Annotated in this window: 22 protein-coding genes; 8 read left to right on the top strand and 14 right to left on the bottom strand. The window is 68.2% G+C overall.

What is annotated here, in order from left to right:
• Positions 1 to 97: 97 nt before the first annotated feature.
• Positions 98 to 4,483 carry a methyltransferase domain-containing protein gene (locus LQ564_RS05015; protein WP_231056970.1) on the top strand — a complete coding sequence of 1,462 codons (4,386 nt, stop codon included), beginning with the start codon at positions 98 to 100 and terminating at the stop codon, positions 4,481 to 4,483.
• A gap of 90 nt (positions 4,484 to 4,573) precedes the next feature.
• On the opposite strand, the gene LQ564_RS05020 is transcribed toward LQ564_RS05015, so the two are convergent.
• Genes LQ564_RS05020 through fliF form a run of 3 tightly spaced genes read right to left on the bottom strand, consistent with a single transcriptional unit; the run spans position 4,574 to position 7,978 of the window.
• Entirely contained in the window at positions 4,574 to 5,293 is a 720-nt protein-coding gene (locus LQ564_RS05020; protein ID WP_231056971.1) for a flagellar assembly protein FliH, read from the bottom strand.
• The gene (fliG, locus tag LQ564_RS05025) at positions 5,293 to 6,297 is read right to left on the bottom strand and encodes a flagellar motor switch protein FliG (protein ID WP_231056972.1); all 1,005 of its coding nucleotides are present in this window, start codon (positions 6,295 to 6,297) and stop codon (positions 5,293 to 5,295) included. Before fliG ends, LQ564_RS05020 begins: the two co-directional genes overlap by 1 nt.
• Positions 6,290 to 7,978, bottom strand: coding sequence for a flagellar basal-body MS-ring/collar protein FliF (gene fliF / locus LQ564_RS05030; protein ID WP_231056973.1), 1,689 nt, complete (start codon positions 7,976 to 7,978; stop codon positions 6,290 to 6,292). Before fliF ends, fliG begins: the two co-directional genes overlap by 8 nt.
• A 185-nt stretch (positions 7,979 to 8,163) precedes the next feature.
• On the opposite strand from fliF, the gene fliE reads away from it, so the two are divergent.
• The 5 genes from fliE to LQ564_RS05055 all read left to right on the top strand — a co-directional run bounded on the left by fliE (position 8,164) and on the right by LQ564_RS05055 (position 12,009).
• Positions 8,164 to 8,532, top strand: a complete 369-nt coding sequence (gene fliE / locus LQ564_RS05035) for a flagellar hook-basal body complex protein FliE (RefSeq protein ID WP_231056974.1) — start codon at positions 8,164 to 8,166, stop codon at positions 8,530 to 8,532.
• 64 nt (positions 8,533 to 8,596) lie between these two features.
• On the top strand, positions 8,597 to 9,046 hold the full coding sequence (locus LQ564_RS05040) for a MarR family winged helix-turn-helix transcriptional regulator (RefSeq protein WP_231056975.1): 450 nt from the start codon (positions 8,597 to 8,599) through the stop codon (positions 9,044 to 9,046).
• 39 nt (positions 9,047 to 9,085) lie between these two features.
• Positions 9,086 to 10,270: an FAD-dependent monooxygenase gene (locus tag LQ564_RS05045; protein ID WP_231056976.1), complete on the top strand. Its 1,185-nt coding sequence runs from the start codon at positions 9,086 to 9,088 to the stop codon at positions 10,268 to 10,270.
• Positions 10,271 to 10,454: 184 nt separating this feature from the next.
• Complete coding sequence (locus LQ564_RS05050; RefSeq protein WP_231056977.1) at positions 10,455 to 11,183, top strand: PEP-CTERM sorting domain-containing protein; 729 nt, start codon at positions 10,455 to 10,457, stop codon at positions 11,181 to 11,183.
• 13 nt (positions 11,184 to 11,196) lie between these two features.
• Positions 11,197 to 12,009 carry a sterol desaturase family protein gene (locus tag LQ564_RS05055; RefSeq protein WP_231056978.1) on the top strand — a complete coding sequence of 271 codons (813 nt, stop codon included), beginning with the start codon at positions 11,197 to 11,199 and terminating at the stop codon, positions 12,007 to 12,009.
• 13 nt (positions 12,010 to 12,022) lie between these two features.
• Here the strand turns inward: LQ564_RS05055 and LQ564_RS05060 are convergent, their stop codons facing one another.
• Both LQ564_RS05060 and LQ564_RS05065 read right to left on the bottom strand, forming a co-directional pair.
• Positions 12,023 to 12,631, bottom strand: a complete 609-nt coding sequence (locus tag LQ564_RS05060) for a PH domain-containing protein (protein WP_231056979.1) — start codon at positions 12,629 to 12,631, stop codon at positions 12,023 to 12,025.
• A gap of 90 nt (positions 12,632 to 12,721) precedes the next feature.
• Positions 12,722 to 13,456: a helix-turn-helix transcriptional regulator gene (locus LQ564_RS05065; RefSeq protein ID WP_231056980.1), complete on the bottom strand. Its 735-nt coding sequence runs from the start codon at positions 13,454 to 13,456 to the stop codon at positions 12,722 to 12,724.
• 96 nt (positions 13,457 to 13,552) lie between these two features.
• On the opposite strand from LQ564_RS05065, the gene LQ564_RS05070 reads away from it, so the two are divergent.
• Positions 13,553 to 13,978, top strand: coding sequence for a VOC family protein (locus LQ564_RS05070; protein ID WP_231056981.1), 426 nt, complete (start codon positions 13,553 to 13,555; stop codon positions 13,976 to 13,978).
• A 6-nt stretch (positions 13,979 to 13,984) separates the two neighbouring features.
• Here LQ564_RS05070 and LQ564_RS05075 read toward each other — a convergent pair whose 3' ends face one another.
• Positions 13,985 to 16,828, bottom strand: a complete 2,844-nt coding sequence (locus tag LQ564_RS05075; protein WP_231056982.1) for a bifunctional diguanylate cyclase/phosphodiesterase — start codon at positions 16,826 to 16,828, stop codon at positions 13,985 to 13,987.
• A 219-nt stretch (positions 16,829 to 17,047) separates the two neighbouring features.
• Positions 17,048 to 17,509: an RrF2 family transcriptional regulator gene (locus LQ564_RS05080; protein ID WP_231056983.1), complete on the bottom strand. Its 462-nt coding sequence runs from the start codon at positions 17,507 to 17,509 to the stop codon at positions 17,048 to 17,050.
• Between the two features lie 160 nt (positions 17,510 to 17,669).
• Here LQ564_RS05080 and LQ564_RS05085 point away from each other — a divergent pair, with 160 nt between their 5' ends.
• The gene (locus tag LQ564_RS05085) at positions 17,670 to 18,284 is read left to right on the top strand and encodes a response regulator transcription factor (RefSeq protein WP_231056984.1); all 615 of its coding nucleotides are present in this window, start codon (positions 17,670 to 17,672) and stop codon (positions 18,282 to 18,284) included.
• A gap of 10 nt (positions 18,285 to 18,294) precedes the next feature.
• Here LQ564_RS05085 and LQ564_RS05090 read toward each other — a convergent pair whose 3' ends face one another.
• From LQ564_RS05090 to fliD, 7 genes are all read right to left on the bottom strand, one after another.
• On the bottom strand, positions 18,295 to 19,935 hold the full coding sequence (locus tag LQ564_RS05090) for a PAS domain S-box protein (RefSeq protein ID WP_231056985.1): 1,641 nt from the start codon (positions 19,933 to 19,935) through the stop codon (positions 18,295 to 18,297).
• 82 nt (positions 19,936 to 20,017) lie between these two features.
• Positions 20,018 to 20,767, bottom strand: a complete 750-nt coding sequence (locus LQ564_RS05095; RefSeq protein ID WP_231056986.1) for a flagellar brake protein — start codon at positions 20,765 to 20,767, stop codon at positions 20,018 to 20,020.
• A complete protein-coding gene (locus LQ564_RS05100) occupies positions 20,760 to 21,119 on the bottom strand; it encodes an EscU/YscU/HrcU family type III secretion system export apparatus switch protein (protein WP_231056987.1) in 360 nt (119 codons plus the stop codon). The genes LQ564_RS05095 and LQ564_RS05100 overlap by 8 nt, the downstream gene beginning before the upstream one ends.
• Positions 21,116 to 22,243 (bottom strand): flagellar hook-length control protein FliK, encoded by a 1,128-nt coding sequence (gene fliK / locus LQ564_RS05105; protein ID WP_231056988.1) that lies wholly within the window; start codon positions 22,241 to 22,243, stop codon positions 21,116 to 21,118. The genes LQ564_RS05100 and fliK overlap by 4 nt, the downstream gene beginning before the upstream one ends.
• A gap of 26 nt (positions 22,244 to 22,269) precedes the next feature.
• Positions 22,270 to 22,590, bottom strand: a complete 321-nt coding sequence (locus LQ564_RS05110; protein WP_307729920.1) for a flagellar protein FliT — start codon at positions 22,588 to 22,590, stop codon at positions 22,270 to 22,272.
• Positions 22,591 to 22,608: 18 nt separating this feature from the next.
• Positions 22,609 to 23,073, bottom strand: coding sequence for a flagellar export chaperone FliS (gene fliS / locus LQ564_RS05115; protein ID WP_231056989.1), 465 nt, complete (start codon positions 23,071 to 23,073; stop codon positions 22,609 to 22,611).
• A 24-nt stretch (positions 23,074 to 23,097) separates the two neighbouring features.
• Positions 23,098 to 25,773, bottom strand: a complete 2,676-nt coding sequence (gene fliD, locus LQ564_RS05120) for a flagellar filament capping protein FliD (protein ID WP_371873424.1) — start codon at positions 25,771 to 25,773, stop codon at positions 23,098 to 23,100.
• Positions 25,774 to 25,811 lie beyond the last annotated feature (38 nt).

The raw sequence follows: 25,811 nt of genomic DNA on the forward strand, positions 1-25,811 counted from the left end.
GTCAGGGCGGTTTGCGATTATTCCGTACGGCAACTATCTGCTATCATCCCCGGGCCTCTTTCCCCCGACTTCCGCCTCTCTTTCAGGACCGACCACCATGCAGCACACCTTACGCGCCAATGCGCTCGAAGCGGGCTGGCTTGCCGCTTTCGACGACGTCAAGGTTCTCTCGCTCGATTGCTTCGACACCATTTTGTGGCGCAAGGTCGGGGAGCCGGCGGACGTGTTCCATGCCCTGGCCGCAAGCGAACCGTTCCGGCGCGCCGGCATCACGGCGGCGTTGCGGGTCACGGCGGAGGCGAACGCGCGCCGGCGCAACTGGATCCTGAACGGCAGCATGGAAGTCACGCTGGCCGAGATCTTCCGCCAGGCCCTGCCCGAGGCCTCGCCCGCGCTGGTCGCGCAACTGGCCGCAGCCGAACTGGCTTGCGAGATCGAGCACTGCTTCGTGTTCCAGCCGACCTTCGACCTGATCCGTGAAGCGAAAGCGCGCGGCATCCGGGTGGTGGTGGTCAGCGACACCTATTTTTCGTCGAAAGAGCTGAGCCGCCTCCTGTTCGCGGCCCAGCCGGCGCTGGAAGGCCTGGTCGACGCGGTGCACACCTCCTCGGACTTCCGCCTGTCGAAGGCGGCCGGGATCTGGAGCCGCCTGCTGCCGCTGTGGAAAGTCGAGCCGGCCCAGGTGCTGCACCTGGGCGACAACGCCGTCTCCGACCTCAGCAGCCCGCAGCGCTTCGGCATCCGCGCCGTGCACCTGGTGCACCAGGACCCGGACACCACCTTGCTGCTGCGCGGCCGCGAGCAGGCCGGCCTGCAGCTGCTGCCGGAACTGCGGCGCGACGCGCCGTTCCCGAGCCTGTTCCACGCCCAGCTGGCCGCCTGCCGCGAAGACGATCCGGCGCGCCGCTTCGGCTTCGTTGCCGTCGGCCCGATCATGCAGGCCTTCGCCGATTTCATCTTGCGCGAAAAGGCGCGCTTGTGCGCCGGCGGCAAGCAGGTGAAGCTCGGCTACCTGCTGCGCGACGGCTGGCTGCCCTGGCGCGCGGTCGAGGCGCTGGACGACAGCGGCGCGCCGCCCGGCAGCCTGCTCAACATCAGCCGCTTCACTGCCCTGGCCGCGACCCTGGACAGCCGCGAGCGCATCGCCGCGCTGCTGGTGCGCATGCTGGGCGAGGAATCGATGGAGCCGCTGACCCGCCAGCTGCTGCTGCCGCCCGCCATGGCCAAGCGCATCCTGGACGGGGCGGCGGCGTCGCCACGTCCGGTGGCGGCGTTCGCCGAACTGGTGCTGAAGGACGAGGTCGTGAAGGTGGTGGTGGAAGCGTCGACCGCCTTCCGCCGGCGCCTGGTCGAGCACGTGCGCCGCGCCAGCGGGGTGGAGGCGGGCGACACCCTGCTGTTCGTCGACCTGGGCTACAGCGGCACCGCCCAGACCATGCTCAAGGACGTGCTGAAGGAAGACCTGGGCGTGGACGTGCGCGGGGCCTACCTGCTGGCCGACCACAGCGCGCCGGTGAACGGCGACCGGCGCGGCCTGATCGACGCCGCCCACGTCGACCCGCGCATCATCCGCGTGCTCACCAATAAGCAGATCGCCGCGCTCGAGATGCTGTGCACCAGCGACGCGCCCAGCACCGTCGGCTATACCGAGGAAGGCGCGCCGCTGTATGCCGGCGCCGCGCTGGACGCCGCCCAGCATGCGGCGGTGGCGGCGATCCAGGACGGCGCGCTCGCCTTCATCGCGGCGCTGCGCGCGCTCGACGCGCCCTTCCGCGCGCAGGCCGGCGAACAGGAACTGGCGCGCCAGGCCGCGATCGACCTGGGCCGCATGCTGTACTTCCCGACGGTCGACGAGATCGAGGTCTTCGCCGCCTTCCAGTTCGACTTCAACCTCGGCACCGACAAGCGCCTGTCGCTGTTCGACACCGGCGCCGGCCTGGCCGACATCCGCCGCAAGGGCCTGGGCTATACCAGGACCTCGCTCGACAAGAGCCGCACCAACTACGGCATGGAATTGCGTCCGCTCGACCTGTCGCTGTCGTCCCTGCTGTTCGCGCACGAGCGCTACGGCTTCGGCATCGACGTCGGGCAGGTGTCCTACCGCCAGGAGCCGGTGCAGGTGCTGTTCCGCGGCGCCCGGCAGCATTTCAGGGAAACGCTGCTGGCGACGTCCACCTACGACGGCTATTTCTCCCTGCTGTTACCGGTGTCCCCGAGCCGCGACGTGGCGGTGCTGTTCGGCGCCGACTACGGCTGGCTGCAGATCGACAGCGTGCACCTGCTGAGCGAAGCCGGCGAGACCCTGCTGGCGCCCGGCGCCGACCTGCTGTTCGACCAGATGGCGGCCCACCCGAACGGCCTGTTCGAGCTCGGCCCGCGCGGCATGATGTTCGTGCCGGGCCGTCCGGAGTACGAGGGCATGGCTTGCCGCGTGGTGTTCCGCCCGGTGGCCTGGGCCGGACCGGGCGAACGCGCGGATATCGGCGCCTCCGATGCGCCGGCCGCATTGGTCGCTCCGGTAAATATCACGGTGCACCACGCCGGCAGCGAATTCCAGGACGCCGAGGCGCTGCTACGCCTGTGCGGCGCCGGCAGCGTGCTGCACGTCGGCGGCGCCAACGAGGACTTTGCGCGCGCGCTCGGACAGCGGGGCGCGCTGGCCGAGTGGATGGCGCAAGCGGCGCCCGATGCGCGCGCCGAATGCGTGGTCGCCGAGGCCAGCTGGCTGCTCGGCCAGCCGAGCCTGGACGCCGCGTTCGCGGGCCTGCGCGCGCAGAGCGGCCGCTTCGTGGTGCTGCGCTTCAGCAGCCTGGCCGGCAGCTGGCGCGCGCTGGACCGTGCCGCGGTCGAGAACGCGGCCGTGGCCGCGGGCCTGCGCCGCGCGCCGGTGGCGGTGTCGGTCGAGGAGTACCGCAGCCCGGGCGCGTCCGAGCGCTTGCCGCTGCTGCTGGTCTTCGAGCGCATCGACGATGCGGTGGTCGAAGAATGGCCGCTGGCGCGCCTGCTGAAGGACCGCGACCTGCACATGGACATGTCGCGCGAAAGCGGCGCGCGCGCCGACGCCCACATGGTGCGCTACGCGCTGGCCGCCAGCCTGGTGCGCCCCGGTGACACGGTGCTCGACTGCGCCTGCGGCCTGGGCTACGGCAGCGCCATCCTGGCGGCGCAGTCCAGCGGGTCGCGCTTCATCGGCATCGACCTCGACCCCGACACGGTGGCCTACGCCAACGCCAACTTCGGCCGCCAGTACGGGGTCGAATACCAGGCCGCCAGCGCCACCGACCTGTCCCACATCGCGGACGACAGCATCGACCTGGTGGTGAGCTTCGAGACCATCGAGCACCTGGAGGACTACCACGCCTTCCTGCGCGAAGCCCGGCGCGTGCTGCGTCCGGACGGCCGCATCATCGCCAGCGTGCCGAACCTGTGGGTGGACGAGACCGGGAAAGACCCGAATCCTTACCACTTCCACGCCTTCGACTACCCCTTCTTCCGCGCCACCATGGCCGAGTACTTCCTGGTCGAGGAACGCTGGGCCCAGACCGCGCCGGGCGGCTTCAAGCTGTGGGATGCGCCGCGCACCCTGCAGCAGCTGCCGATCGACCTGGCGCTTGACGCCTGCGAGGACACCGAGTGGCTGATCGTGGTCGCCTCGGTCGACCCGCTGGCGAAGGGGGCCGGCCGCGGCTTCCACCATCCGGCCTTCGGCGCGCTCGAGGAAGCCGGCTGGCTGGTCGACTTCTCCCAGCACTTCGACAATCCCTGGCTGTACCGCTCCCTGGTGCAGCTGGGCGAACGCATCCGCGACCGCGCCGTGCTGCTCGACCTGGCCGCGCGCACGGTCGACGGCGCGCGCCGCGACAGCGCCGACTTCGGCGCCGCGCTCACCGTGCTGGCCTACGCGATGCTGGAAGAGCGCGCACCGGCCCTGGCCGGCGACGTGCTGGCGCTGACCGAGCAGTACGTGCAGCTGGCATCGACCAACCCGCACGTGCAGCGCTGGCAGATCTCGTCCGGCTACGCGGCCGCGCGCCTGGCGCTGGCGCTGGGCGAACGCGAGGTGGCGCGCATGTACTTCGGGGCGGTGGAAGGCGCCGACTTCATGGCCTTCAGTCCGCTGCTGGCGACCAAGACCATCGCCTCCAGCTTCCAGCTCGGCGCGATGGCGCTGGCCGAAGGCGATGCCGCCCGCGCGCGCGATCACTTCGCGCGCGGCGTGGCGGCGGCGCGCCGTGCGCTGCATGCGGACGACGTGAATGCGATCGGCAATCCGGAGGCGCCGTTCGCGTTCGGCTTCAGCGAGCTGGCCGAAGTGGCCGACATGGGCGCGCAGTGCGCGAAGGCGCTCGAGCTGCTGCCGCTGCACGCGCGCAGCCCGGGGCAGTTCTGGAAGGGCGTCGACACCAGGCGCTTCGGCGTGGTGTCGTGGGCGCAGGCGGTGGAGCGCGAGAACCAGCACCTGCGGGCGCGATTGGGCGCATAAGACAAAACGCCCCGGCAGCGATGCACGGGGCGTTTTTTTGTTACCGTCCGATCCGTCGCGAACCGTAGGGTGGGCGGGGGACCGCCCACCCTACGAACCCAACCATTCAATATTCTGGCCCAAGGAATGCGTCAGGCGCTGCCACCTGGCCGCCGCCTGCGCATCGATCTGGTTCGACGCCGTATCCACCTTGCACCCACCGCGCGCCATCGTCGCATCCTCGGCGATGCGCCAGCCGCCCTTGATCAGTTCCTGCCCCATCGCATCGCGCACGATCCCGGCGTCCTGCGGGTTCAGGGTCAGCACGGCCGGCTGGGCCAGCACCGGCAGGTAGCCGATCGCTTCCTGCACCACCGGCAAAATCAGTTCCGGACGCACGTCGAAGGCGGTGCGCACCATGCCGCGCGCCAGGCGCAGGGCCAGTTCCAGCACGTCGTGGGCGATGGTCTCGTCGGCCTGCACCACGGCGTCGCTGAAGGTCGCGGCGATCGCGCGCAGGTGTTCCAGTTCGGCGGAAGCTTCCTGCTGGCCTTGCGCCGCACCGGCGGCATAGCCGTCGGCGTGGCCGGCCGCGCGGCCTTCCTCCAGCCCTTCCGCGTAGCCTTCCGCACGCGCCTGTTCGCGGATCGCTTCGATCTCCTCGAGCGTCGGCAGCGCCACGTGCTGCACGATCTCCACCGGCTCCGGAACGGAGGCCGGGGCAGGGGCGGGCGCCATGGCGGCGCGGCGCGCCACGGTGCTCGGGCGCTCGTCGCCGAACGAGGTCATTTCCCAGCGCTGGTAAGCGCTCTGCTGTTCCTTCGGAATCATCAGACGAACGAATCCTCACCTTTACCGCCCAGCACGATCTGGCCCTCGTCCGCCAGGCGGCGCACGATCTGCAGGATCTGCTTCTGCTGGGATTCCACTTCCGACAGGCGCACCGGACCTTTTGACTCCAGGTCTTCGCGCATCATCTCGCTGGCGCGCTGCGACATATTCTTGAAAATCTTCTCGCGCAGGTCCTGCGACGCGCCTTTCAGGGCGATGATCAGCATCTCGGACTGCACTTCGCGCAGCAGCAGCTGGATGCCGCGGTCGTCGATGTCGATGATGTTGTCGAACACGAACATCTCGTCCATGATCTTCTGCGCCATGTCGTTGTCGTAGTTCTTGATGTTGTCCATGACCGCCGATTCCTGTTCGCCGCTCATGAAGTTCAGGATCTCGGCCGCGGTGCGCACACCGCCCAGCGACGACTTCTTGATGTTCTCGTTGCCCGACAACAGCTTGGTCAGCACGTCGTTCAGCTCGCGCAATGCCGCCGGCTGCACGCCGTCCAGGGTGGCGATGCGCAGCACCACGTCGTTGCGCAGGCGCTCGGTGAAGTTGGCCAGGATTTCGCAAGCCTGGTCGCGCTCGAGGTGGACCAGGATGGTGGCGATGATCTGCGGGTGCTCGTTGCGGATCAGTTCCGCCACCGACGGCGCGTCCATCCACTTCAGGCTTTCGATGCCCGAGGCGTCCTTGCCGCCCAGGATGCGGTTGAGCAGCACGGCGGCCTTGTCGTCGCCCAGCGCCTTGGTCAGCACCTGGCGGATGTATTCGTCCGAATCCAGGCCGACGGTCGAGTGCAGATTGGTCTCTTCGACGAACTCTTCCAGCACCTTGACCACGTCGTTGTGCTGCACCGCCTTCATCTGCGCCATCGCGGCGCCGAGTTTCAGCACTTCGCGCGGGCCGAGGAACTTCATCACTTCCGACGCTTCCTCTTCACCCAGGGCCAGCATCAGGATCGCTGCCTGGGTTACGCCTTCCTTGTCCTTGTCACTCATTTGATCCCAACCATGCTTTCACGACGTTAGCAACGATCCGCGGGTCCTGTTTCGCCAGTTCCTGCGCCATTTTCAGATTCGCCCGGTAGCCCTGGGCGCGGCGTTCGACTTCCTGTTCTTCCAGCTCTTCCTCGTCCGGCAGGGCGTCTTCCTCGGCCTCTTCTTCCTCTTCCGGCTCCGGTTCCGGCGGCAGCGCCGTGACCTCGTCGAACTTCTTGATCGCCGGGCGCATCAGCGGCAGCAGGATGCGATAGTAGAGGAAAGCGAGGACCGCGAACAGCAGCAGGTACTTGCCGATCTCCTTGGCCAGCGGCAGGTTGGCCGGGTCGCGCCACCAGTCCGGATCCTGCGGGGTGTCGTCCGGCTTGTCGACGCCGTTGAACGGGGCATTGGTCACGTTCAAGGTGTCGCCGCGCTGCTGCGAGTAACCCATCGCCTGCTTCACCAGTTCGTTGATCTGGGCGACTTCGGCGGTGGTCAAGGGCTTGACGGTGACCTTGCCGGTGTTCGGGTCGACGCTGCGGCGGTAGTTCACCACCACGCCCACGGTCAGGCGCTTGATGCCGCCCATCTGGCGCTGTTCGTAGCGGATGGTTTTGTCGACTTCATAGTTGGTGGTCGCGTCCTTGCGGGTCGGGCCGGCGGCCGGTGCCGCGGCCGCCGGCGGCGCCTGGCCGTCGATCGGCGCGGTGGCCACGCCCGGCGGCTGGTTCGACAGCGCGCCCGGGATGCCCGAGGCGCCGGCGCCCGGCTGGGTCGATTCCGAGGTTTGCTGGCTGCGGATCGCCTGCGGCTCCGGCGGCGAATTCGGCTTGTACATCTCGGCGGCGGTGTCGACCTGGGCGAAGTCGATCTCGGCGGTCGCTTCGGCGCGCACGTTTTCCTTGCCGACCAGCGGGGCGATGATCGATTCGACCTGCTTGATGATGTTGGCTTGCACCTGGTCGACGTACTTCAGCTGGGTCGGGTCGAGCTGCTTGCCCGGGCCCTTGGTCGAGGTGTCCGACAGCAAATTGCCGGTCTGGTCGACCACGGTGACGTTACCGATGGTCAGTTCCGGCACGCTCGAGGCGACCAGGTGGACGATGGCGCTGACCTGGCCCGGATCGAGGGCGCGGCCGGCCTGCAGGTTCAGCACGACCGAGGCGGTCGGCTTTTGCTGTTCGCGCACGAAGACCGAGGGCTTGGGCATGGCCAGGTGCACGCGGGCGCTGCTGACCGGGCCGAGCGACTGGATCGAGCGCGCCAGCTCGCCTTCGAGCGAGCGCTGGTAGTTCACCTGCTCGACGAACTGGGAGGTGCCCAGCTTCTGGTTTTCCAGCAGCTCGAAGCCGACGTTGCCGCCCTTCGGCAAGCCTTGCGCGGCGAGCTTCAGGCGCAGGTCGGGGATCTGCTCGCTCGGCACCAGGATCGCGGTGCCGCCTTCGGAGAACTTGTACTTGACCCCCATCTGGTCGAGCGAGGCGGTGATCGCGCCGCCGTCGCGGTCGCTGTAATTGGAGAACAGCACGCGGTATTCCGGCGCCTGGCTCCACATCCAGAGCGCCGCCATGATGGCGACGACCAGGGCGATGCCGCCGCCCAGGGCGACGCGCTTGCCCATGGTGGTCTGGAAAAAGCCCTGCGGGCCCGTCTGTTCGGGCGCCGGGGTATCGATCAAATCATCAGCGACAGCTGCCATGGTTAATAGTTGCTTCCAGGATGGAGGGATTGGACGAGATTATGAAGCCGTAGGGCAACATTCAAACCCTGAAATAGGGGGGAGAAACCGTGCTTCTTCAAACGAGGAACTTGGAACGCGGCTGATATTCTGACAGCCTGAAACGAACGTCTCGCGGGCCATGCCCGGGACAAGCGGAGAAAACGATGAGTATTGGTGGAATCGGCGGTATCGACAGCAGCCGCATCCAGGCGATGATGGAACAGTTGAAAGCGGCGGCGGCCAAGCCGGCTGCCGGCCCTGTCGCGCCGAGCGGGCTGGGCGGGATGGCTCCCCAGGGCGGCGTCGCCAAGCTCGACTTCGCCGACGCGCTGAAGACCTCCTTGCAGCAGGTCAGCAACACCCAGAAGACCGCGGAAGAACTGGGCCAGCGATTTGCGATGGGTGATGATACCGTGAGTTTGTCCGACACGATGATCGCGATGCAGAAATCCAGCATCGCATTCCAGGGAACGGTGCAAGTACGCAACAAACTGGTGTCAGCCTATCACGACATCATGAACATGCAGGTCTAAACGGCAACCCAACATCGGGGTCAGGTAGTTGCAGCGCTGCTCGCCGGTGCGCTAAGCTGCGCCGATGAAATCCGACATCCACCCCGAAGCGGTCGTCGCGCCGGGTTATCTTGCCAACCACGCGGCGCGCGTGTTCAACCGCCTGGTCGATGCGCGCCTGCGCGACCACGGACTGAGCCTGGCGCTGATCGCGCCGCTCCTGTATCTCTCCTGGAAAGGTTCCATGCTGCAGCGCGACCTGGTGCGTGGCGTGGCCGTGAAACAGCCGGCAATGGTTGCCTTGCTAGACAAGCTCGAAGGCATGGCCCTGGTGCAACGGGAAATCGTGCAGACCGACAAGCGTTCCGCCATGGTGCGCCTGACCGCCGCCGGCGAGGAAGCGGCCGCCGTCGGCCGGCGCGTGCTGGTCGAGGTCAACGAGGTCGGCGTCGCCGGCTTCACGCAGGCCGAGGCGGCGCAGTGCGTCAGCCTGCTCACGCGTCTGATTGACAACCTGGACCCGGCGGAAAAATAATATCAGGTATGATATTTCCTCCATCCCGAGGAGATCATCATGGCCGCTCGCATACTCGTCACCGGCGCCAGCGTCGCCGGCAATACCGCCGCCTGGTGGCTCACCAAACATGGCTTCGAGGTCGAGGTCGTCGAACGCGCGCCGGAATTTCGCGGCGGCGGCCAGAACGTCGACGTGCGCGGCAATGCGCGCGAGGTCTTGCGCAGGATGGGGCTGGAGGAGCAGGCCTTCGCCCTGCGCACGGTGGAAGAGGGCACCGCCTGGGTGACCGAGGACGACAGCGAGGTCGCCCGTTTCGAGGCCGGTGACGAGGAGGGCGACAGCGGCCCGACCGCCGAGCTGGAGATCCTGCGCGGCGACATCGCCCGCCTCATCTACGACGCCGTGTGCGAACGCGCGGCGTTCCGCTTCGGCGACCGCGTCAAGGGCCTGGAACAGGATGCGTCCGGCGTCGACGTGACGTTCGAGAGCGGGCGCCAGGCGCGCTACGACCTGGTGGTGGTCGCGGAAGGCGTCGGCTCCGCGACCCGCGAACTGGTCTTCCCCGGCGAAAACACGCCGCGCTGGATGGACATCACGATCGCCTACTTCAGCATCCCCGGCCAGCCCGGCGACAGCGACTATGCGCGCCAGTACAACACCACCGGCGGCCGCGGCGCCACGCTCAAGCCGGGGCGCAACGGCAGGCTCGGCGCCTACCTCGGCGTCCAGAAGAAGCCGGAAGGCGAGAACGAGTGGAGCGAAGAGGAGCAGCGCCGCTTCATCCACGCGCTGTTCGCGGACGAAGGCTGGGAATTCCCGCGCATCCTCGCCGCCATGCGCGACGTCGACGACTTCTATTTCGACGTGCTGCGCCAGGTGCACATGCCGCGCTGGTCGAACGGCCGGGTGGTGCTGACCGGCGACGCGGCCTGGTGCCCGACCCCGTTGTCCGGCATCGGCACCACGCTGGCCATGGTCGGCAGTTATGTGCTGGCGGGCGAAGTGTCGAAGGGCGGCGATCCGGCGGCGGCCCTGGCGCGGTACGAGCGTATGCTGCGGCCTTTCGTCGACGAAGGGCAGGGCTTGCCCAAGATCGTGCCGCGCCTGCTGTGGCCATACTCGAAAGCGGGACTGACGATCTTGCGCGCCGTGCTGCGGGTGGCGGGGACTTCGCTCGGCCAGAAGATCGTCAGCAAGGGATTCGCGCGCGATTCGAACAGTATCGATCTGCCGGACTACTGAGCGCTGGTGGAGTGTGTGTTTAGGGCAACAAAAGTTGCATATATGAATAACAATCTATTAAAATTTAGCAATCATTGATTCAAATCGGCAATTTGCTGATAGGATACGTAAAAATCTGGTGAAATTGACGATGAGGTTCCAGCTTCGCTCGACAATCAGCCAATATCGTCCAAGGAGCTTTCGCATGCGTATCCGTTCCATCCTGTCCTGCCTGTCCGTGCTGGCCATCATCACCGCCAATACTGCCGGCGCCGTTCCCCTGGTCGTCAACGGCAACTTCGAACTGATGACCAATGGCGGCAACAAGCAGCTGTCGAGCAAACCGCTCAACGTGGCCAATCGCACCACCCTGGTCGGGTGGACCAGCAGCAATGGCAACGACGGCGGCTACAACTTTGTGCTCGACACCGGGCTGATCACGACCGGGGCCTCGGCCATCGCGCTCAAGAAGTACGAATCCGTGGTCAGCCACGGCAACGTGTTCGCTTCCGACGCCCTGTATTACCCGGGTGTGCTGTCCCAGTCGATCACCGGCCTGACCCCGGGCGCCTCTTACCTCCTCAGCTTCGATTACGCGTTGGGACAGCAGTCGGGCTTCGACGGCCCCAACCTGAACAATTTCTGGCACGTCGGCTTCGGCAAGGCCGTCCAGGATTCAAAAAAGCTGTCGATCGAGAACGGCGGCTTCAGCGGCTGGCAGACGGCGACCATGAAGTTCACCGCGGAAAGCGCCGACCAGGTGCTGTCCTTCCTGGCCCTGAGCAATTCGCCGGGCGCGCCGCCCTTCATGCTGCTCGATAACGTCGACCTGCGCGCCGACGTGCCCGAACCGTCGACCGTCAGCATGATGATGCTGGGCGGCTTCGGCCTGCTGGGCTTCATGGCGCGCCGCCGCAAGGCGACCGCGCAGTAAGGATCGCCGCACGATGAGCCTGCCGGTCCAGGAAATGCTCGTCGGCGCCGCGCGCCTGTGGGTCTGGCTGGCGCTCCTGACGGCGATCTTCGTGCCGCTCGAGCGCTGGTTCGGCAGGCGCGCCGCGCCCGTGCCGCGGGCGGAGCTGCGCCACAACCTGGTCTATTACTTCATCAGCAGCCTGGTGCCGGTCGTCCTGCTGAGCGCGCCGATCGCGCTGCTCGCGGCGCTGCTCCAGCCCCTGGTGCCGGACGCCGTGCGCACGGCCGTGCACGGCCTGCCCACCGCGGCGCGGATCGCGCTGGCCTTCGTGGTCGCGGAAACCGGCTTCTACTGGGGCCATCGCCTGAGCCACGAGATCCCCTGGCTGTGGCGCTTCCACGCCGTCCACCACAGCACCGAACAGATGTACTTCATGGCCAACACGCGCTCGCATCCGGTCGACATGATCGTCACCCGCCTGTGCGGCGTGGTGCCGCTCCTGCTGCTGGGCCTGGCCGGCCCGAACGCCGCGGGCAGCGCCATGCCGGCGCTGCTGCTGGTGCTCGGCACCTTCTGGGGCTTCTTCATCCACGCCGACCTGCGCTGGCGCCTGGGGCCGCTGGAATGGCTGGTCAGCACGCCCGCTTTTCACCACTGGCACCACAGCCGGCGCGAGCACATCAACCGCAACTACGCGCCGACTCTCCCCGTGCTCGACCGCCTGTTCGGCACCCATTACCTGCCGCGCCACTGGCCGGAAGAGGTCGGCCTCGACGCGCCGCAGGCGGATACGCTGGCGGGGCAGCTGCTCGACCCGCTGGTCCCGCACAGGAAGACGGCGTAGGGAGGAAATTTCCTCAGTTGTGGATGTACTTGGCGAACACGTCGCTGAAGTCGCGCTTGGTGTGCGTGTCCAGCATGGCGGTGTTGAGCGCTTCCAGCAGCTCGCCGTACTGGCTCACCAGGCTGCCCGCGCCCGGCGCGATGTTGAGCTTGTGCACCGAGGCCGTGGCGTCGAGGGTGCGCAGGGCGTTGTCGCGGCAGACCGCGTCGCGTTTCTGCTGCTTGCCGATGGTGATCAAGGCCTTGTAGATGTCCTTGAGCTGTTCGATGTGGGCCTTCTTGACGTCGATCGAAAATTTCACGTCGTCCAGGTTGAACTTGAGTTCGATGTCCAGGTCGAGCGTGCCGGCGGTCTCGATGCTGACGCTGGAGATCTTGTGCGAGGCATAGTCGTAGCGCTTGATCGAGCGCTTCGAGGACACCGCCGAGTCGCCGTCCACGTGGACCAGCGCCAGGTTCGTAAAGCAGTACTCGTCCTTCTTGCTCTTGATGAGGAAGAAGATCTGCTCGCCGTCCTCGTTGAACAGGTAGTCGTCCGCATCGACCTTGCTGTAGTCGGCCGGGCCGACGATGACGCCGATATCGCTGATGCCCAGTGCTTCCGCCGCCAGTTTCTTGAACATGTCCGTGCTCCCGTGTTGAAACCGTCCACCTTACCACTCTTGGCATGAGGCAAATATCCCCCGGCTGCGGGAATTCACGCTTTTTCTTGATTAATCTCTAGACGCACGCGATTTCATGCCATTCGCATTGGGCTCTTCCTCTTTCGGCCAGTCGAGCCGCGCCAGGTAAGCGCGCAGCAGCGCCGCCCGCTGTGGACGGAACAGTTCGCCGGTCTGCTCGGCGGACTCGATGCGCTCGAGCCGGAACATGCGGAAATCCTGGCGCAGGCAGCAGCGCGCCAGCAGGACCAGGATGTTTTCCAGGTACATGATGGCCAGCGGCCACACCGTGCGCTCGCTGGCTTCTCCGTTGCGATCGGTGTAGCGGATCCGCAGCGCGCGCTCGCGCCAGCAGGCATCGCGGATGAGGGCCATGTCGGGCAGGGGCGGAAAGCGTTGCCCGAAGCGGTGCGCCTGCGATACCGCGTGCAGCAGGTGCTGCTGGGCCAACGAGGGCAGGGTGGCGGCGATTTTCGCCAGCGCGGCATTGGCCGCCCCGGCCAGGGCCGGGTCGCCCATCTGCCGTACTTCGGCCAGGCCCAGCACCAGCGCTTCGATTTCGATGCGGTCGAACATCTGCGGCGGCAGGGCGCCGTCCTCGACCAGGGTGTAGCCGTAGCCGCGCTCGCCGCCGATCCCGGCGCCCGACGCCCGCAGGCTGTCGATGTCGCGATAGACCGAACGCACCGATACGCCGGTTTCCTGCGCCAGGCGGGCGGCGGTGACGGGCGCGGGCAGGGTGCGCAGGGCTTGCAGCAGGCGGAACAGGCGTTCGGAGCGGGACATCGGCAACTGACAATTCCTGGCAGTAGAGGTGGATATAGTAACAGCCATTCCAGCGCTGCGGCACCGGGCCGCAGCCGGATATCGATAAGGAAAACCATGTCCATCACCGTCACCCCGCACCTCAACTTCCAGGGCCAGGCGCGCGCCGCGCTCGCTTTTTACCACGCCGTGTTCGGCGGCCAGCTGGCGCTCGTCACCTATGCCGACATGGGCAATGTCCAGGATCCGGTCGATGCCGAGCACATCATCTGGGGCCAGGTTGCGGCCGCCGACGGCTTTCGCATCATGGCCTGCGACCTTGCCAGCGGCACGCCATGGCAGCCGGGCGAGAACGCCTGTTTCGTCTCGCTGCGAGGGAAGGACGCCAAGGAACTTGCGCGGCGTTGGGAAAGCCTGGCCGTCGGCGCGGCCGTGCTGCGCGACCTGAGCCCGGCGCCGTGGACGCCGCTCTACGGCATGCTGAAGGACCGCTTCGGCATCACCTGGGTGGTCGACGTCGAGCCGGCGCCGCGCGGCGCTTGAGCCGTTTCAGTGCAGCCGGCGCAGCCCGTGCGCCGGTTTCTGGACGGGCAAGGCTTGCGCCTCGCGCAGCACCTGCCCCGCGCACCAGGCTTCCAGCTCGGCCAGCGGCAGCGGACGGCTGAAATGGTAGCCCTGGCCGAGGTGGCAGCCGCGTTCGCGCAGATAGCGCAGGGCGGCCTCGGTCTCGATGCCCTCGGCCACCAGTTCCAGGTCGAGGCTGCGCGACAGGGCGATCACGGCGTCGATGACGGCGCGGCTGGCCCGGTCGCTGCCGATGCGGCGCACGAAGGACTGGTCGATCTTGAGCTTGTCGAGCGGCAGGGTGGACAGGCTGGCGAGGCTGGAATAGCCGGTGCCGAAGTCGTCCAGCGCGATCTTGACCCCCAGCGCCTTGATCTCCTGCAGGACCGCGATCGCCTCCGCCAGGTTTTCCATCACCGCGGTCTCGGTCACTTCGATCATTACCCGGCGCGGCGCGATGCCGGACGCGGCGAGCAGCCGGCGCACGAAGGCGGCGAAGCCGGGGCGCCGGAACTGCAGCGGCGAGACGTTGATCGAGACCGACAGCGGCAAGCCGCGGCTGTGCCAGTCGGCCAGCTGGGCGCATGCGGCGCGCGCCACCCATTCGCCGAGCGGGGCGATCAGTCCGCAGGATTCGGCCACCGGGACGAAGGTGGCCGGGCCCACCGGCGGCGCCACGTCGTCTTCCAGGCGCAGCAGGGCTTCCACGCCCTCGACCGCGCCGGTAGCGAGGTTGACGATCGGCTGGTAGTGCAGGCGCAGGCCGTCGCCGTCGAGGGCGGACTGCAGGCGCCGCTCCACGTCCAGCGTGAACTGGGCCTGGGCGCCCATCTCGGCCGAGTAGAACACGTAGCCGGCCCGGCCCTTGCCCTTGGCCTGCAGCATCGCCATGTCGGCGGCGTGCACCACGGCGTCCGGATTCAGGCCATCCTCGGGAAAGCGGCTGATGCCGATCGAGGCCGACAGCGCGACGTCGAGTTTGTCGATCCGCAGTGGCTGCGCGACGGCGGCCAGGATCGCCGCCGCGCGCTCGCGCGCCTCGCAGGGGGCGCCGGGGACGCAGCGCGCCACCAGCATGAATTCGTCGCCGCCGATGCGCGCCAGCAGGTCGCCGGGTGCGGCGCAGCTGCGCAGCCGGCGCGCGATCTCGGCCAGCACCGCGTCGCCGACCTCGTGTCCGTGCACGTCGTTGACCGGCTTGAAGCGGTCGAGGTCGATGAACAGCAGGGCGCCGCCGGGCGCGCCGGCGCGCGCCTTCTCCAGCGCGTCCTCGAGGAAACCCGAGGCCTGGGTGCGGTTGGCGAGCCGGGTCAGCGGATCGTGCGTGGCGGCCCAGCGTAGCGCCTGCTCGGCCTGGCGCCGTTCGCGGATGTCGCGCGGGATGACGTGCACCAGCCATTCGCCGCCGTGCTCGAGCACGGTGGCGGTGATCTCGACCGGAATCTCGGCGCCGTCCCGGCAGCGGTAGACGCGCTCGAAGGGTGGCGGCGAGTTCGTACGGTATCGCGCGAACACGGCGGCCAGCTGCTGCGGCGTGGCGTGCGGGTCGATCCGGTACAGCGTCATCTCCAGCAGTTCGGCATTGGTGTAGCCGAGGCGCTCGGCCGCCATCCGGTTGGCGTAGCGGATCCGGCCCCGTTCGTCGAGCAGCAGCAGCATCTCGTTGGCGTGCTCGACGAAAAACTTGAATTGCTGCAGTTCCTCGCGCTGGGCGCCGAGCACCGCGTCGCGCTCGCGCAGCAGGGCGGCGGCGCGTTCGATGGCGGCGCCGACTTCGGCCGCTTCGGCCAGCGCCACCTGCGGCACCGCCAGCGCCTCGCCGCGCCCGAGCGCGGCGGCCGGCTCGGTCAGGGCCTGGATCGAGCCGGCGATGCGGCGGCTCATGTGGCGCGCCAGCAGCAGGCCTGCGCTGCCCAGCAGCAGGGCCAGGGCCGCGACGTGGCCCAGCTTGCGCCACAGCGGCGCGGTCAGCTCGGCCAGCGGCACGCCGATGATCGCCGTGTAGCCGGTGCGCGGCGAGCGCGCGAAGGCGGTCAGGTTGGGCACGCCGTCGCGGCTGACGGTTTCCAGCACGCCCGACGGCTGCCGCGCGAACGCCTGCAGCAGGCGCTCGCGCGCCGGCTGGCCCACGAAGCGGGTGGCGTTGCGGCTGCGGCCGGCGATGATGCCGCCGCGGTCGAACACGGTGGCCAGCCAGCCAGGCGGAAGCTGGCGCCCGGCCAGCATCGCGCTCAGGTTGGTCGACGGGATCGCGACCGCCAGCACGCCGGTGATGTCCGCCGTGCCCTTGCCCGTGCTGCCCGTCGCACCGTGCACCGGAACGTACACGCCGAAGGCGGGCGCGCCGTGGGAGGGGGCGGCGGCGAGATTCGACACCACCGTTTCGCCGTGGCGCACGACGCGCTCGATGGCCGCGCGATGCGACCCGTCCTGGGCGCCGCCGGGCGCCGGCCGGCCCGCCTCCGCCGACAGGCTCAGCACCAGGCTGCCGTCGGGACGGTAGAGCAGGATGGCGCTTCCCATGCCGGCCGCGCCCAGCGCGCGGGTAGCGTGGCGCGCGAAGCCGGGCAGGTCGCCGGCGGCGATTTCGTCGGACGCGGCCAGGGTGCCGGCCAGCGCCTGCGCGCCCAGCAGCCAAGCGTCGACGTCGTGCGAAAGCGCACGCGCCGCCGCGGCGGTTTCGCCGGCCGAGCGCGCCCGTTCTTCGCGGTATTCCCACACCAGCATGGTGCCGATCCCGGCAATGCCCGGCAACAGGCAGGCCAGCACCAGCGCGCGCAGGTGCCTGGCGACGGAATAGCGGCGGCGTGCGCCTGGCAGGGTGATCATGGCTGGCCGTCCCGGAGGAACAGCCCAGTGTGCTTCCTCATGTCGTTGATTGGCTAAACGCCTTTTTACGAGAGGAAACTATTTTACGTCAATAAATGACGAAATCGGAAAAATCGATAATGTAAACTATCGAAATCGATGTGGATTTGCAACTATGCGGGCGTGCAGAGGCGGCCGCTCGGACTGGCGGCGCGGCGGGAGGACGAAGGGCCGGGCGCGTCAGGCCGCCCGCTGTTCCTTGCGGCGGAAGGTGACGGGAATCGAACCGTCGCGCGGGGCCGGTTCCGGCAGCAGCGAAGCCAGGGTGTGGCGGTCGAGTTCGGCCAGGTAGGCCGCGGTGGCGTTGCTCAGTACGCCCTTCAGGGCGCAGGCCTTGACCAGGCCGCAGGGGTTGCCTTCCGGGTCGAAGCACTCGGCCATGTAGAAGTCGCTCTCGCTCTGGCGGACCACGGCGCCGATATTGATGTCCTCGGGCTTGTGGGCCAGCCGGAAACCGCCGTTGCGGCCGCGGACGGTTTCGATGACGCCGTTGCGGCCCAGCTCGTGCACCACTTTCATCAGGTGGTTCTTCGAGATGCTGTGCAGGTCCGCGATCTCCTGGATCGTCACCAGGCGGCCCGGATTGCTGCCCAGGTGGAGCAGGGTCCGCAGTGTGTAATCGGTAAAGGAAGTCAGACGCATCGACCAAGTATACAGCATCGCCCGTTCTATTGCCCGTTATGCATATAAACCGGTAATTACAAACGATTACTTGTCTTCTTGTTCTTGTCGTTCCAATATGTCGGAGGCGGGACCACGTGAGGCCGCGCCATTGTCCGCTGCCACCAGCAGGAGTACCTACATGCAAGCGCCAACTACCGCCATCCACATCATGCACGCCGATCCGATCATGACGGTCGGGATGCACACCATCCTGGCCGAACAGCCGGGCCTGCGCGTGACCTCGCAGCTGCGCCAGCCGGAGGCGCAGCGCGTCGCCCGCGTGCTGGTGGCCGACTATGACACGGGCGTCGCGCTGGCACGCCAGGGCGTCGGCGCCCAGGCGCCCGCGGTGCTGGTGGTGAGCCAGTTCGACAAGGAGTGGGAAGTGCGCATCGCGATGGACGCCGGGGTGGCCGGCTACCTGCCGCAGTCCTGCGCTCCGGACGAGCTGGGCCACGCCGTCGGCCTGCTGGTGCGCGGCCAGCGCTACCTGAGCGAATCGATGACGCGCAGCGTGGCCGAGAGCCTGACGCGCGAAGCGCTCACCGGCCGCGAGACCGACGTCCTGCAACTGCTGGCGCAGGGCTGCTGCAACAAGTCGATCGCGCGCAAGCTCGGCATCGGCGTCGGCACCGTGAAAACCCACGTGAAGGGCGTGATGAGCAAGCTCGACGCCACCGCGCGCACCCATGCGGTGGTGGTGGCGACCCAGCGCGGCCTGATCCGCCCCGGGACCGGCCCGATCCAGCTTTGAACGATCCCGGCTACTCCGGACCGGCCTTTACTGTCCATTGGCCGCGCCGCCCGAAGGCGTAGCAGTGCTTGCCGGCGCGCTTGGCGGCGTACATCGCACTGTCGGCGCGCGCCAGCAGGGTGTCGACGCTTTCGCCGGGCGTGGCCAGCGCCAGGCCGACGCTGGCCGTGACCGGATTGCATCCCTGCGGCAGGGCATAGGGCAGGCTGGCGGCGCCGAGGATGACGGCGCACAGCGCCTCGGCGTCTTCGCCCGTCTCCAGCAGCACCACGAACTCGTCGCCCGCCAGGCGCGCCGCCAGGCCCTGTTCCCCGACCGTCGCCAGCAGGCGCCGGCTGAATTCGATCAGCACCGCATCGCCGGCATCGTGGCCGAAGACGTCGTTGACCGCCTTGAACCCGTCCAGGTCGATGAACAGCACGGCCGGCGCGGCGCCCGGCATCGCCAGGGCCAGCTGCAGTCGGCTTATGAACTCGTAGCGGTTGGGCAGGCCGGTGAGGAAATCGTGGGTGGCGCGGTAGTGCAGCTGGTCGGACAGGCGGCGCTGCTTCGAGACGTCGCGCAGGAAGGCGTGGAACCAGGGCTCGCCGTCGAGCAGCACCACGCCGACCGAGAATTCGACCAGGATCTCGCTACCGTCCTTGCGCAGCGCCGGCACCTCGACCCGCTTGTGCGCCGGCAGGACGGGGGCGTGGGCGCAGCTGCGGAGAAAAGCCGCCATGCCGTCCAGGTGGGCCTGGCGCAGGCGCGCCGGGGCCAGCAGATCGGCCATCGGCTGGCCGATGATGTCGTTCGCGCTCCAGCCGAAGGTGGTCTCGGCCTGGCGGTTCCACTCGGTGACCACGCCGTGCCGGTCCATGCCGAGGAAAGCGTCGTTGGCGTGCTCGATCAGCAGCCGGATCTTCTGTTCCTGGCCGCGCAGGCGCGCCTCGTTCTCGATCTGCTCGGTGACGTCGCGGCCCGAGGCGAACAGGCGGCCATCCGGGCCCAGCCGGTTGCTCCACTCGATCCAGCGCCAGCTGCCGTCCGCGTGGCGCTGGCGATTGCGCATGCGGTGCACCGGCCCGCCTTCCGTCAGGCCCTGCAGCAGATCGCGGGTGTGCGCGAGGTCGTCCGGGTGGATCATCTCGTAATAGGGACGCGCCAGCAACGTGGCCTCGTCCCAGCCCAGCACCTCGCGCCAGGCCGGATTGACCTGCAGCAGCGCGCCTTCGGTCGTGGCCACCGCCAGCAGGTCGGGCGACAGCGCGAACAGGGCGTCGCGCTCTTCCTGCGCGCGCTTCTGCGCCGTGATGTCGACCACCTGCACGAAGAAGCACAGCGGCGCGCCGCAGCTCTCGCGGCCGAGCGTGACGTTCAGCAGGCCCCAGACGATGGCGCCGCCCGGCTGGCGGTAGCGCTTCTCCAGCTGGCAGGAGGCGAGTTCGCCGGACAACAGGCGCGCGGCCAGCGCGCGGTCCTGCGGCAGCTCGTCGAGCACGGCGATGTCGTGGAATGTCAGGGCCAGCAGCTCGTCGCGGCGGTAGCCGAGCATGGCGCACAGCGCCGCGTTCACTTCCAGCCAGCGGCCGTCCAGCCCCACCAGGGCCATGCCCACGGCGGATTGGTCGAAGGCGGCGGAGAAGTGGGCTGGCGAAAGACTGTTCGGCATCGGCGTTACGCGTGAACGGGATCGCCTAGTGTAGCCGACCCGGATGCGGGTCGAAGCTACGTAGCAGTACGTAGGGGCAGGATCAGGCCAGTCCCGCCAGGCGCGCGTTGCGCTCGCGCTCCAGCTTGGTGATGTAGCGCTGCACCGCGGCGTCGCCGCCGCGCGACATGTTCACGAACTGCAGCCCGATGCGGCGGCTGGTCTTGTTGTTCAGCATGGTCATGTCGAGCGAGTTGCGCACCTGCAGCGTGACGCTGACCGGACCGATCTCCGGCAGCTCGATGCGGCAGTTCGGCAGGTCTTCGCCGATGACCGTGCTGAGCTGGTTCTTGTGGTCGATCACCGCGATGCCGCCGCAGCTGATGTCGTGCAGCGGGAACGCCGCGCTACCCAGGCCCAGTTCGAGCGGCAGCGGCAGGATCGCGCGCACCGGGTTCGACACCGGGGTCTCCATGCGGTAGAACTCGCGGCGCTGCAGGCGGATCAGGGTCGCCGGGATGTCGGCGCGCAGCGCGGCATTGCCTTCGAACAGGGTTGGCGCAAGCCCTTCGGCGGTGAACAGGATGCGGATCTTGTCGAGGTAGGTCTCGCAGCGCACTTTGCCGGCAGACAGGATGCGCTCGTTCTGCTCGCGGTCGATCGAGCGGTCCAGCACCATGGTGCCGGCGTCCGGGTCGACCGCCAGGATGGTGGTGACGCAGACGTCCGCCTCGCCCTTGACCAGCATGCGCACCAGCTGGTGCTTCTCGCCGATCTGGCGCAGCAGGGCGACGATCTCACGGCGCGACCCCACCTCGTAGTCGTGCCAGTTGTCCAGTTCCTGATTATTCATTGCTTGGTTCGGCCTTCGCCGCATCGTCCAGGTTGAGGTGGGGCGTCGGATCCGGGGCAGGCGGCAGTGGCGCTCCCTGTTTTTGAGCCGACTCAATATGATATAGCCATGCCAACAGTTCCGCAATTGCGCGATACAGGGCGGGCGGAATTTCGCGGTCCAGGTCCACGCCCATCAGGAGCTGCACCAGTTCTTTCGATTCGTGCACGAACACGCCGGCTTCCCTGGCGCGCTGCATGATCTGCTCGGCGACCAGGCCCTGGCCCTTGGCCACCACCTTCGGCGCCGGGTCGCCCTTTCCGTAGGCCAGCGCGACGGCGCTCTGGCGGCGCTTGTCCTGAGGGGCGTTCACGGCGCGTCTTGACTGCCGGTGGCGCGCACCTCGAAGGCGGCCAGCGGCGTGCCGGCGGCGTCCAGGGCGCCGGCCAGGCTCGCCTGGTTGCGGCGCAGCAGGGCGGCGCTGTCGTCGCCGGCGGAGACGCGCAGCTGCAGGGCGCCGCCATGCAGGGTCAGGCGCGCGTCGACCTCGCCCAGGCCGGGGAAATTCAGGCGCAGGCGGCTGTGCCAGGCGCGCTCTTCGGTTCCGCCCCCGTCTCCTTGCCCCTCGTTCTCGACCTCGCGCCCTAGCTCGAGCCGCATCGGCTGTGCGGGCCACAGATTGCCCTGCCAGGCGACTTGCGCCTGCTCTTGCGTGGCCAGCTGCAGGTTGATGAACTGGGCGGTGGCCGGGTCGTTCGCTTGCGGGCGCTGGCCTTCGCGCGCGGCCTGCTGCTGCGGTTCGGCGTTCAGGTCGGACAGTGCGCGCCCGCCCTGCGCCCATTCGGCCACGTGCGATTCGTAGAACAGGCCGCTCTTGCCGACGGCCTGCTGCAGGCCCTGGGCGATGCCGGCGGCGTCACCGGTGGGCGCGCCTACGACCGGGGCGCGGCCCAGCGCCGCGGTCTGCGGCGACTCGGCCTTCGCCGCGGCGGCCAGCACGCCGCCGATCGCCTGGCCGGTGCGGCTGAGCGTGGTGTTCCGGGCTTCGGCGCCGCCGGGCAGGGCCGCGGCGCCGCCGGCCGCGGCTTGCAGCAGGGCGGTGGCGCGCGCCACGCTGGCGGCGGTGGCGCCCTCGCGCATCAGGAGCGGCGCCTTGGCCGGGTCGGCGCCTTCGGGCAGCGGCGGGCCGGCTTCGCTGAACACCGGGTTGCCGGTGCCGATCTGGAAGGTCGGGCGCGGCTGCACCGAGACCAGGGTCAGCGGCACGTCGGCGCCGACCCTGGCGCCGGGCGGGAGCAGCATGCGGGTGGGGATGTCGGCGACCTTGACGACGAAGCTGCCGTCGGTCAGCCTGGTGAGGACTTCACCGTGCAGCGCCTTGCCCAGCTGGGGAGCGAGGGCGCGCTGCAGGGCTTGCTGGCGCGGATCGGCGAGCCCCTCGGCCGGCCTGGCCGGCGCGGTGGGCTGGACGGTGGAGACGAGCTCGCGCGGCAGCATGCGGTGCTACAAACAGGCCAGCGGCCTCAGATGCCGTAGGCGCGGGCGACGCGGCGTTCGGTCGAGGTGTTGCCGATCATGGCCGACAGGCGCGCCATCCACGGGGTGGTCAGGTCGCGGATCTGGCGGTCGGCGTCCAGCATGCGGCGGATCGCGTCGACCTTCTTGACGCGCTGGGCGCCGGCCAGCGGCTGCGGCTCGCTGGATGTCAGCTGGCGCAGGTGCAGGGCGTGCTGCTGCTCGAGCAGGGCCAGGCGGTCCCAGTCGTTGTCGTTGGCGGCGCGCAGCATCTGGTCGCTGATCACGGCCATGATTTCGTAGGTCTCGACGATATCTTCGCTGGTCATTTGCATTTGCGACATGGTTCAGGCACTCATCAGGGACGGGGTACGCAGTTGGGCTGCCGGCGCGGCGGCGGCGGCCGGCGCGGCCTGGCCGGCCTGCGGATCGATCGCGTTCCAGGCGTCGCGCAGGTCGGACAGCAGGGCATGGGCTTCGTCCAGGATGCCCTGGTCGTTTTCCAGGTTGGCCTTGAACAGGCGCGCGCTGATGTATTCGTACAGGGCGTCGAGATTCTGGGCGATCTCGCCGCCGACCTTCTTGTCGAGGGCGGCGCGCAGGCCGTTGTCGACGATGTTGATGGCCTTCGAAATGGCGGCGCCCTTGGCGGCGACGTTGCCCGATTTCAGGTTGGCGCCGGCGTTCAGGATCGACACCAGGGCGCCGTCGTACAGCATGACGATCAGCTTGTGGGGCGAGGCCGCGCTCACGCCGGTCTCGAGACCGACCTTGGCATAGGCGTTGACGCCGCGTTGCATGGAACCAAACATGTTCTTCTCCAGGATATGGATTGTTTAGCTGTTGGCCGCGATGGCGGCCAGCTGCTGCGTTAAATAGGATTGCGTCCGCTGCATCGAGGCAAGCATCGAATCGAGCGCGGTGAACTGCGCGCGATAGCGTTTTTCGGTTTGCTCGAGGCGTTCGGTGAAGCGCACGCGCTCCTTGTCGACCGCCTTGATCGAGACGTTCAGGCCGTCGGCCTTGTTGGTGATCAGGCCTTCCTTGCCCATGAAGCTGGTGGCCAGGTTGTTCAGCTGGTAGGCGTAGCCCTGGGTGAAGCTGATGGTGCCGCGTTCGCCCGCCGCGCCGTCGGTGACGTCGATCTTCAGGCCCTCGGCCTTGGAGCCGGCGGCCGCGGTCAGGGTCTGGCCGTTGCCGGTGGCGGGGGCGCCGCCGATGGTGCCGGCCACGTCCTTGCCCTTGTTGAACTTCGGCTCGGCGCCGAACACCTCTTCGACCGTGGAGCCGCCGGCGATGTTCTCGATCGTCAGGTTGGAAGCGCTGCCCCATTTGGTCGAGGACAGCGACAGCTTGCCGTCCTCGAGCTTGGTCTCGACGGTGTCGCCGTTCTCCATGAAGTTCGAGGTGCCGTTGATCGCGGCGCGGATCATCGAGGCCAGCTGGTCCGGCGTGTAGGTGCCGGCGTTGAGCTTGACGGTCGCGGTGCGCTTGGCGCTTTCCGGGTCAGTCTGGTTCAGGGTCACCAGCCAGCTGGTGTTGGGAGCGATGGTGGTGGTGGCGGCCAGCGCGTCCTTGCTGGTGACGTTGCCCTTGCTCGCCATCTCGGTGATGTTCACCGCATAGCTGCCGGGCTGGGTCTTGGCGGTCGAGTTGTTGAACTTGATGTTGGCGTCCGAGGCCTTGCCGACCGCGGCGAACAGGCCGCTGATCTCGCTGAAGTTCTCGGTCATCGCCTTGTTCAGCTTGCTCGAATCGACGGCCAGGCTGCCATCCTTCTGGAAGGTGATGCCGACCTGGCTCAGGGTAGTCAGCTTGCCGTCGCCGACCGCGGTGCCGAGCAGGCCGCGCAGCTGGGTCTGGACCGAGCGCACCGTCGAGTCGCCCACCAGCGGACCGCCCTTCTTGGTGGTGGCGTCGTAGGCCGTCAGGCTCTTCATGGTGCTGTTGAGCGTGTTGTAGGCCTTCACGAACGCATCCACGCTGTTCTTGACCGCGTTGGTGTCCTTGGCGATGGTGACGTTGCTTTTGCCGGTCTGGCTCACGTCCAGGGTCACGCCCTGGATCGCGCCGCTGACGTTGTTGGTGTCGCTGGTGACGGCCACGCCGTTCACGTCCAGCTTGGCGCTCTGGGCCGCGCTGGTCTGCTTCAGGCCCTGGGCGCCGGCAGGGTCGTAGCCGAGCAGGGCCTGCAGCGCCGGGTCGGCATCCACGCCGGCCTCGCCGCTGACGCTGATCTTCATCGACGACTTCTCGCCGGTCTTGGTCGAGGTCAGCACCAGGCGGTAGGGCTCGGCGCTGCCGTCCGAGACGATGCTGGCCTGCACGCCGATATTCGCCTTGTTGATGGCGTCGCGGATGCCCTGCAGCGACTGGTCGCCGGCTTCCAGCGTGACCACGCCGCTGGCCTTGTCGCCGTCCTGGGCGAAGCCGGCGCCGATGTAGCTGCCGTTGCTGCCCGCGGTGAGACCGGCCAGGGCAGGCTTGCTGCCGCCGACCGAGATCGCGTTGCCGCTGCTCGAGCTGAGGCTGACGCCGGCGGTGACGGTGGTGGTCATGCCGTTGTTGGCCGTGCCGCTGTTGTTCAGACCGCCGGTAACGGCGCCTTCGACGCTTTCGCTGACCGTGATATTGGCGCCCTCGGCCGAGAAGAACTGCAGGTCGCCATTGGCGGCCGAACCGGTGAAGGTGATGCCGGCCGCGCTCAGGGCCTGGGTGGTCGCGTTGTTGCCGCTGAGGGCGTCGTCGATCGAGGCCGCGCTCACGCTGCCCGCCGCGCCGGCCGCGATGCCGCCTTCCTGGGCCGCGATCCTGACGCCGCCCACCGACAGCGAATAGCTGGCGCCGGCGGCGGTCGTCACCGCGCCGAAACTGGCCGCGCCCGCGCCGCCGAACATGGTGGCGCTGGTGGCGGTCTGCTGGGCCACGGCGGTGACGCCGGTGTCCTCGGTTTCGGCATTGATGGCCGCGGCCAGGGCCTGGGCGCTGCGGGTGGTATTGCTGGTGGTGATCGCGGTGCCGTTGATGGTCAGCGAGCCGTTGGCGATGCCGGTGCTGGCCACCGCGGCGCTCAGGGCGCTGGCATCGACGCCGTAGCGGCCGCCCGAGGTGGTGCCGAACTGGAAGGTCAGGGTGGTCTTGGCGCCGCTGCCGATCGACGAGGTCATGCTGGCGTGGCCGGCGCTGTTGAGCGTCTGCGACTGGGCCAGCTGACTGACGCTGATCTTGTAGGTGCCGGGCGCCGCTTCGCTGGTGGCGCTGCCCTTGAGGATGTCGGGGTTCGAGACGCTGGCGCTGACCGCCTTGAAGGTGGCGGCGGAAGTCAGGGAAGACAGGGAACCCTGGAAGCTGCTCACTGCGCTGCTCAGTTTGCTCAATGCGTCGAGCTTGCTCTGGAACGCGGCGGTGCGGGTGTCGTACTTGGCAAGCGGCGCGGACTCGGCCGCCATCAGCCTACTGATGAGGTCGTCTACGTTGAGACCGGAACCGACGCCGGCTGAGGAAATGGCCACTTGTTTCTCCTACGAAAGTAGATAATGTAAGTCATTAT

Origin of the sequence: Massilia phyllostachyos (assembly GCF_021044825.1) — a bacterium.
Classification (GTDB): Bacteria; Pseudomonadota; Gammaproteobacteria; order Burkholderiales; family Burkholderiaceae_D; genus Telluria; species Telluria phyllostachyos.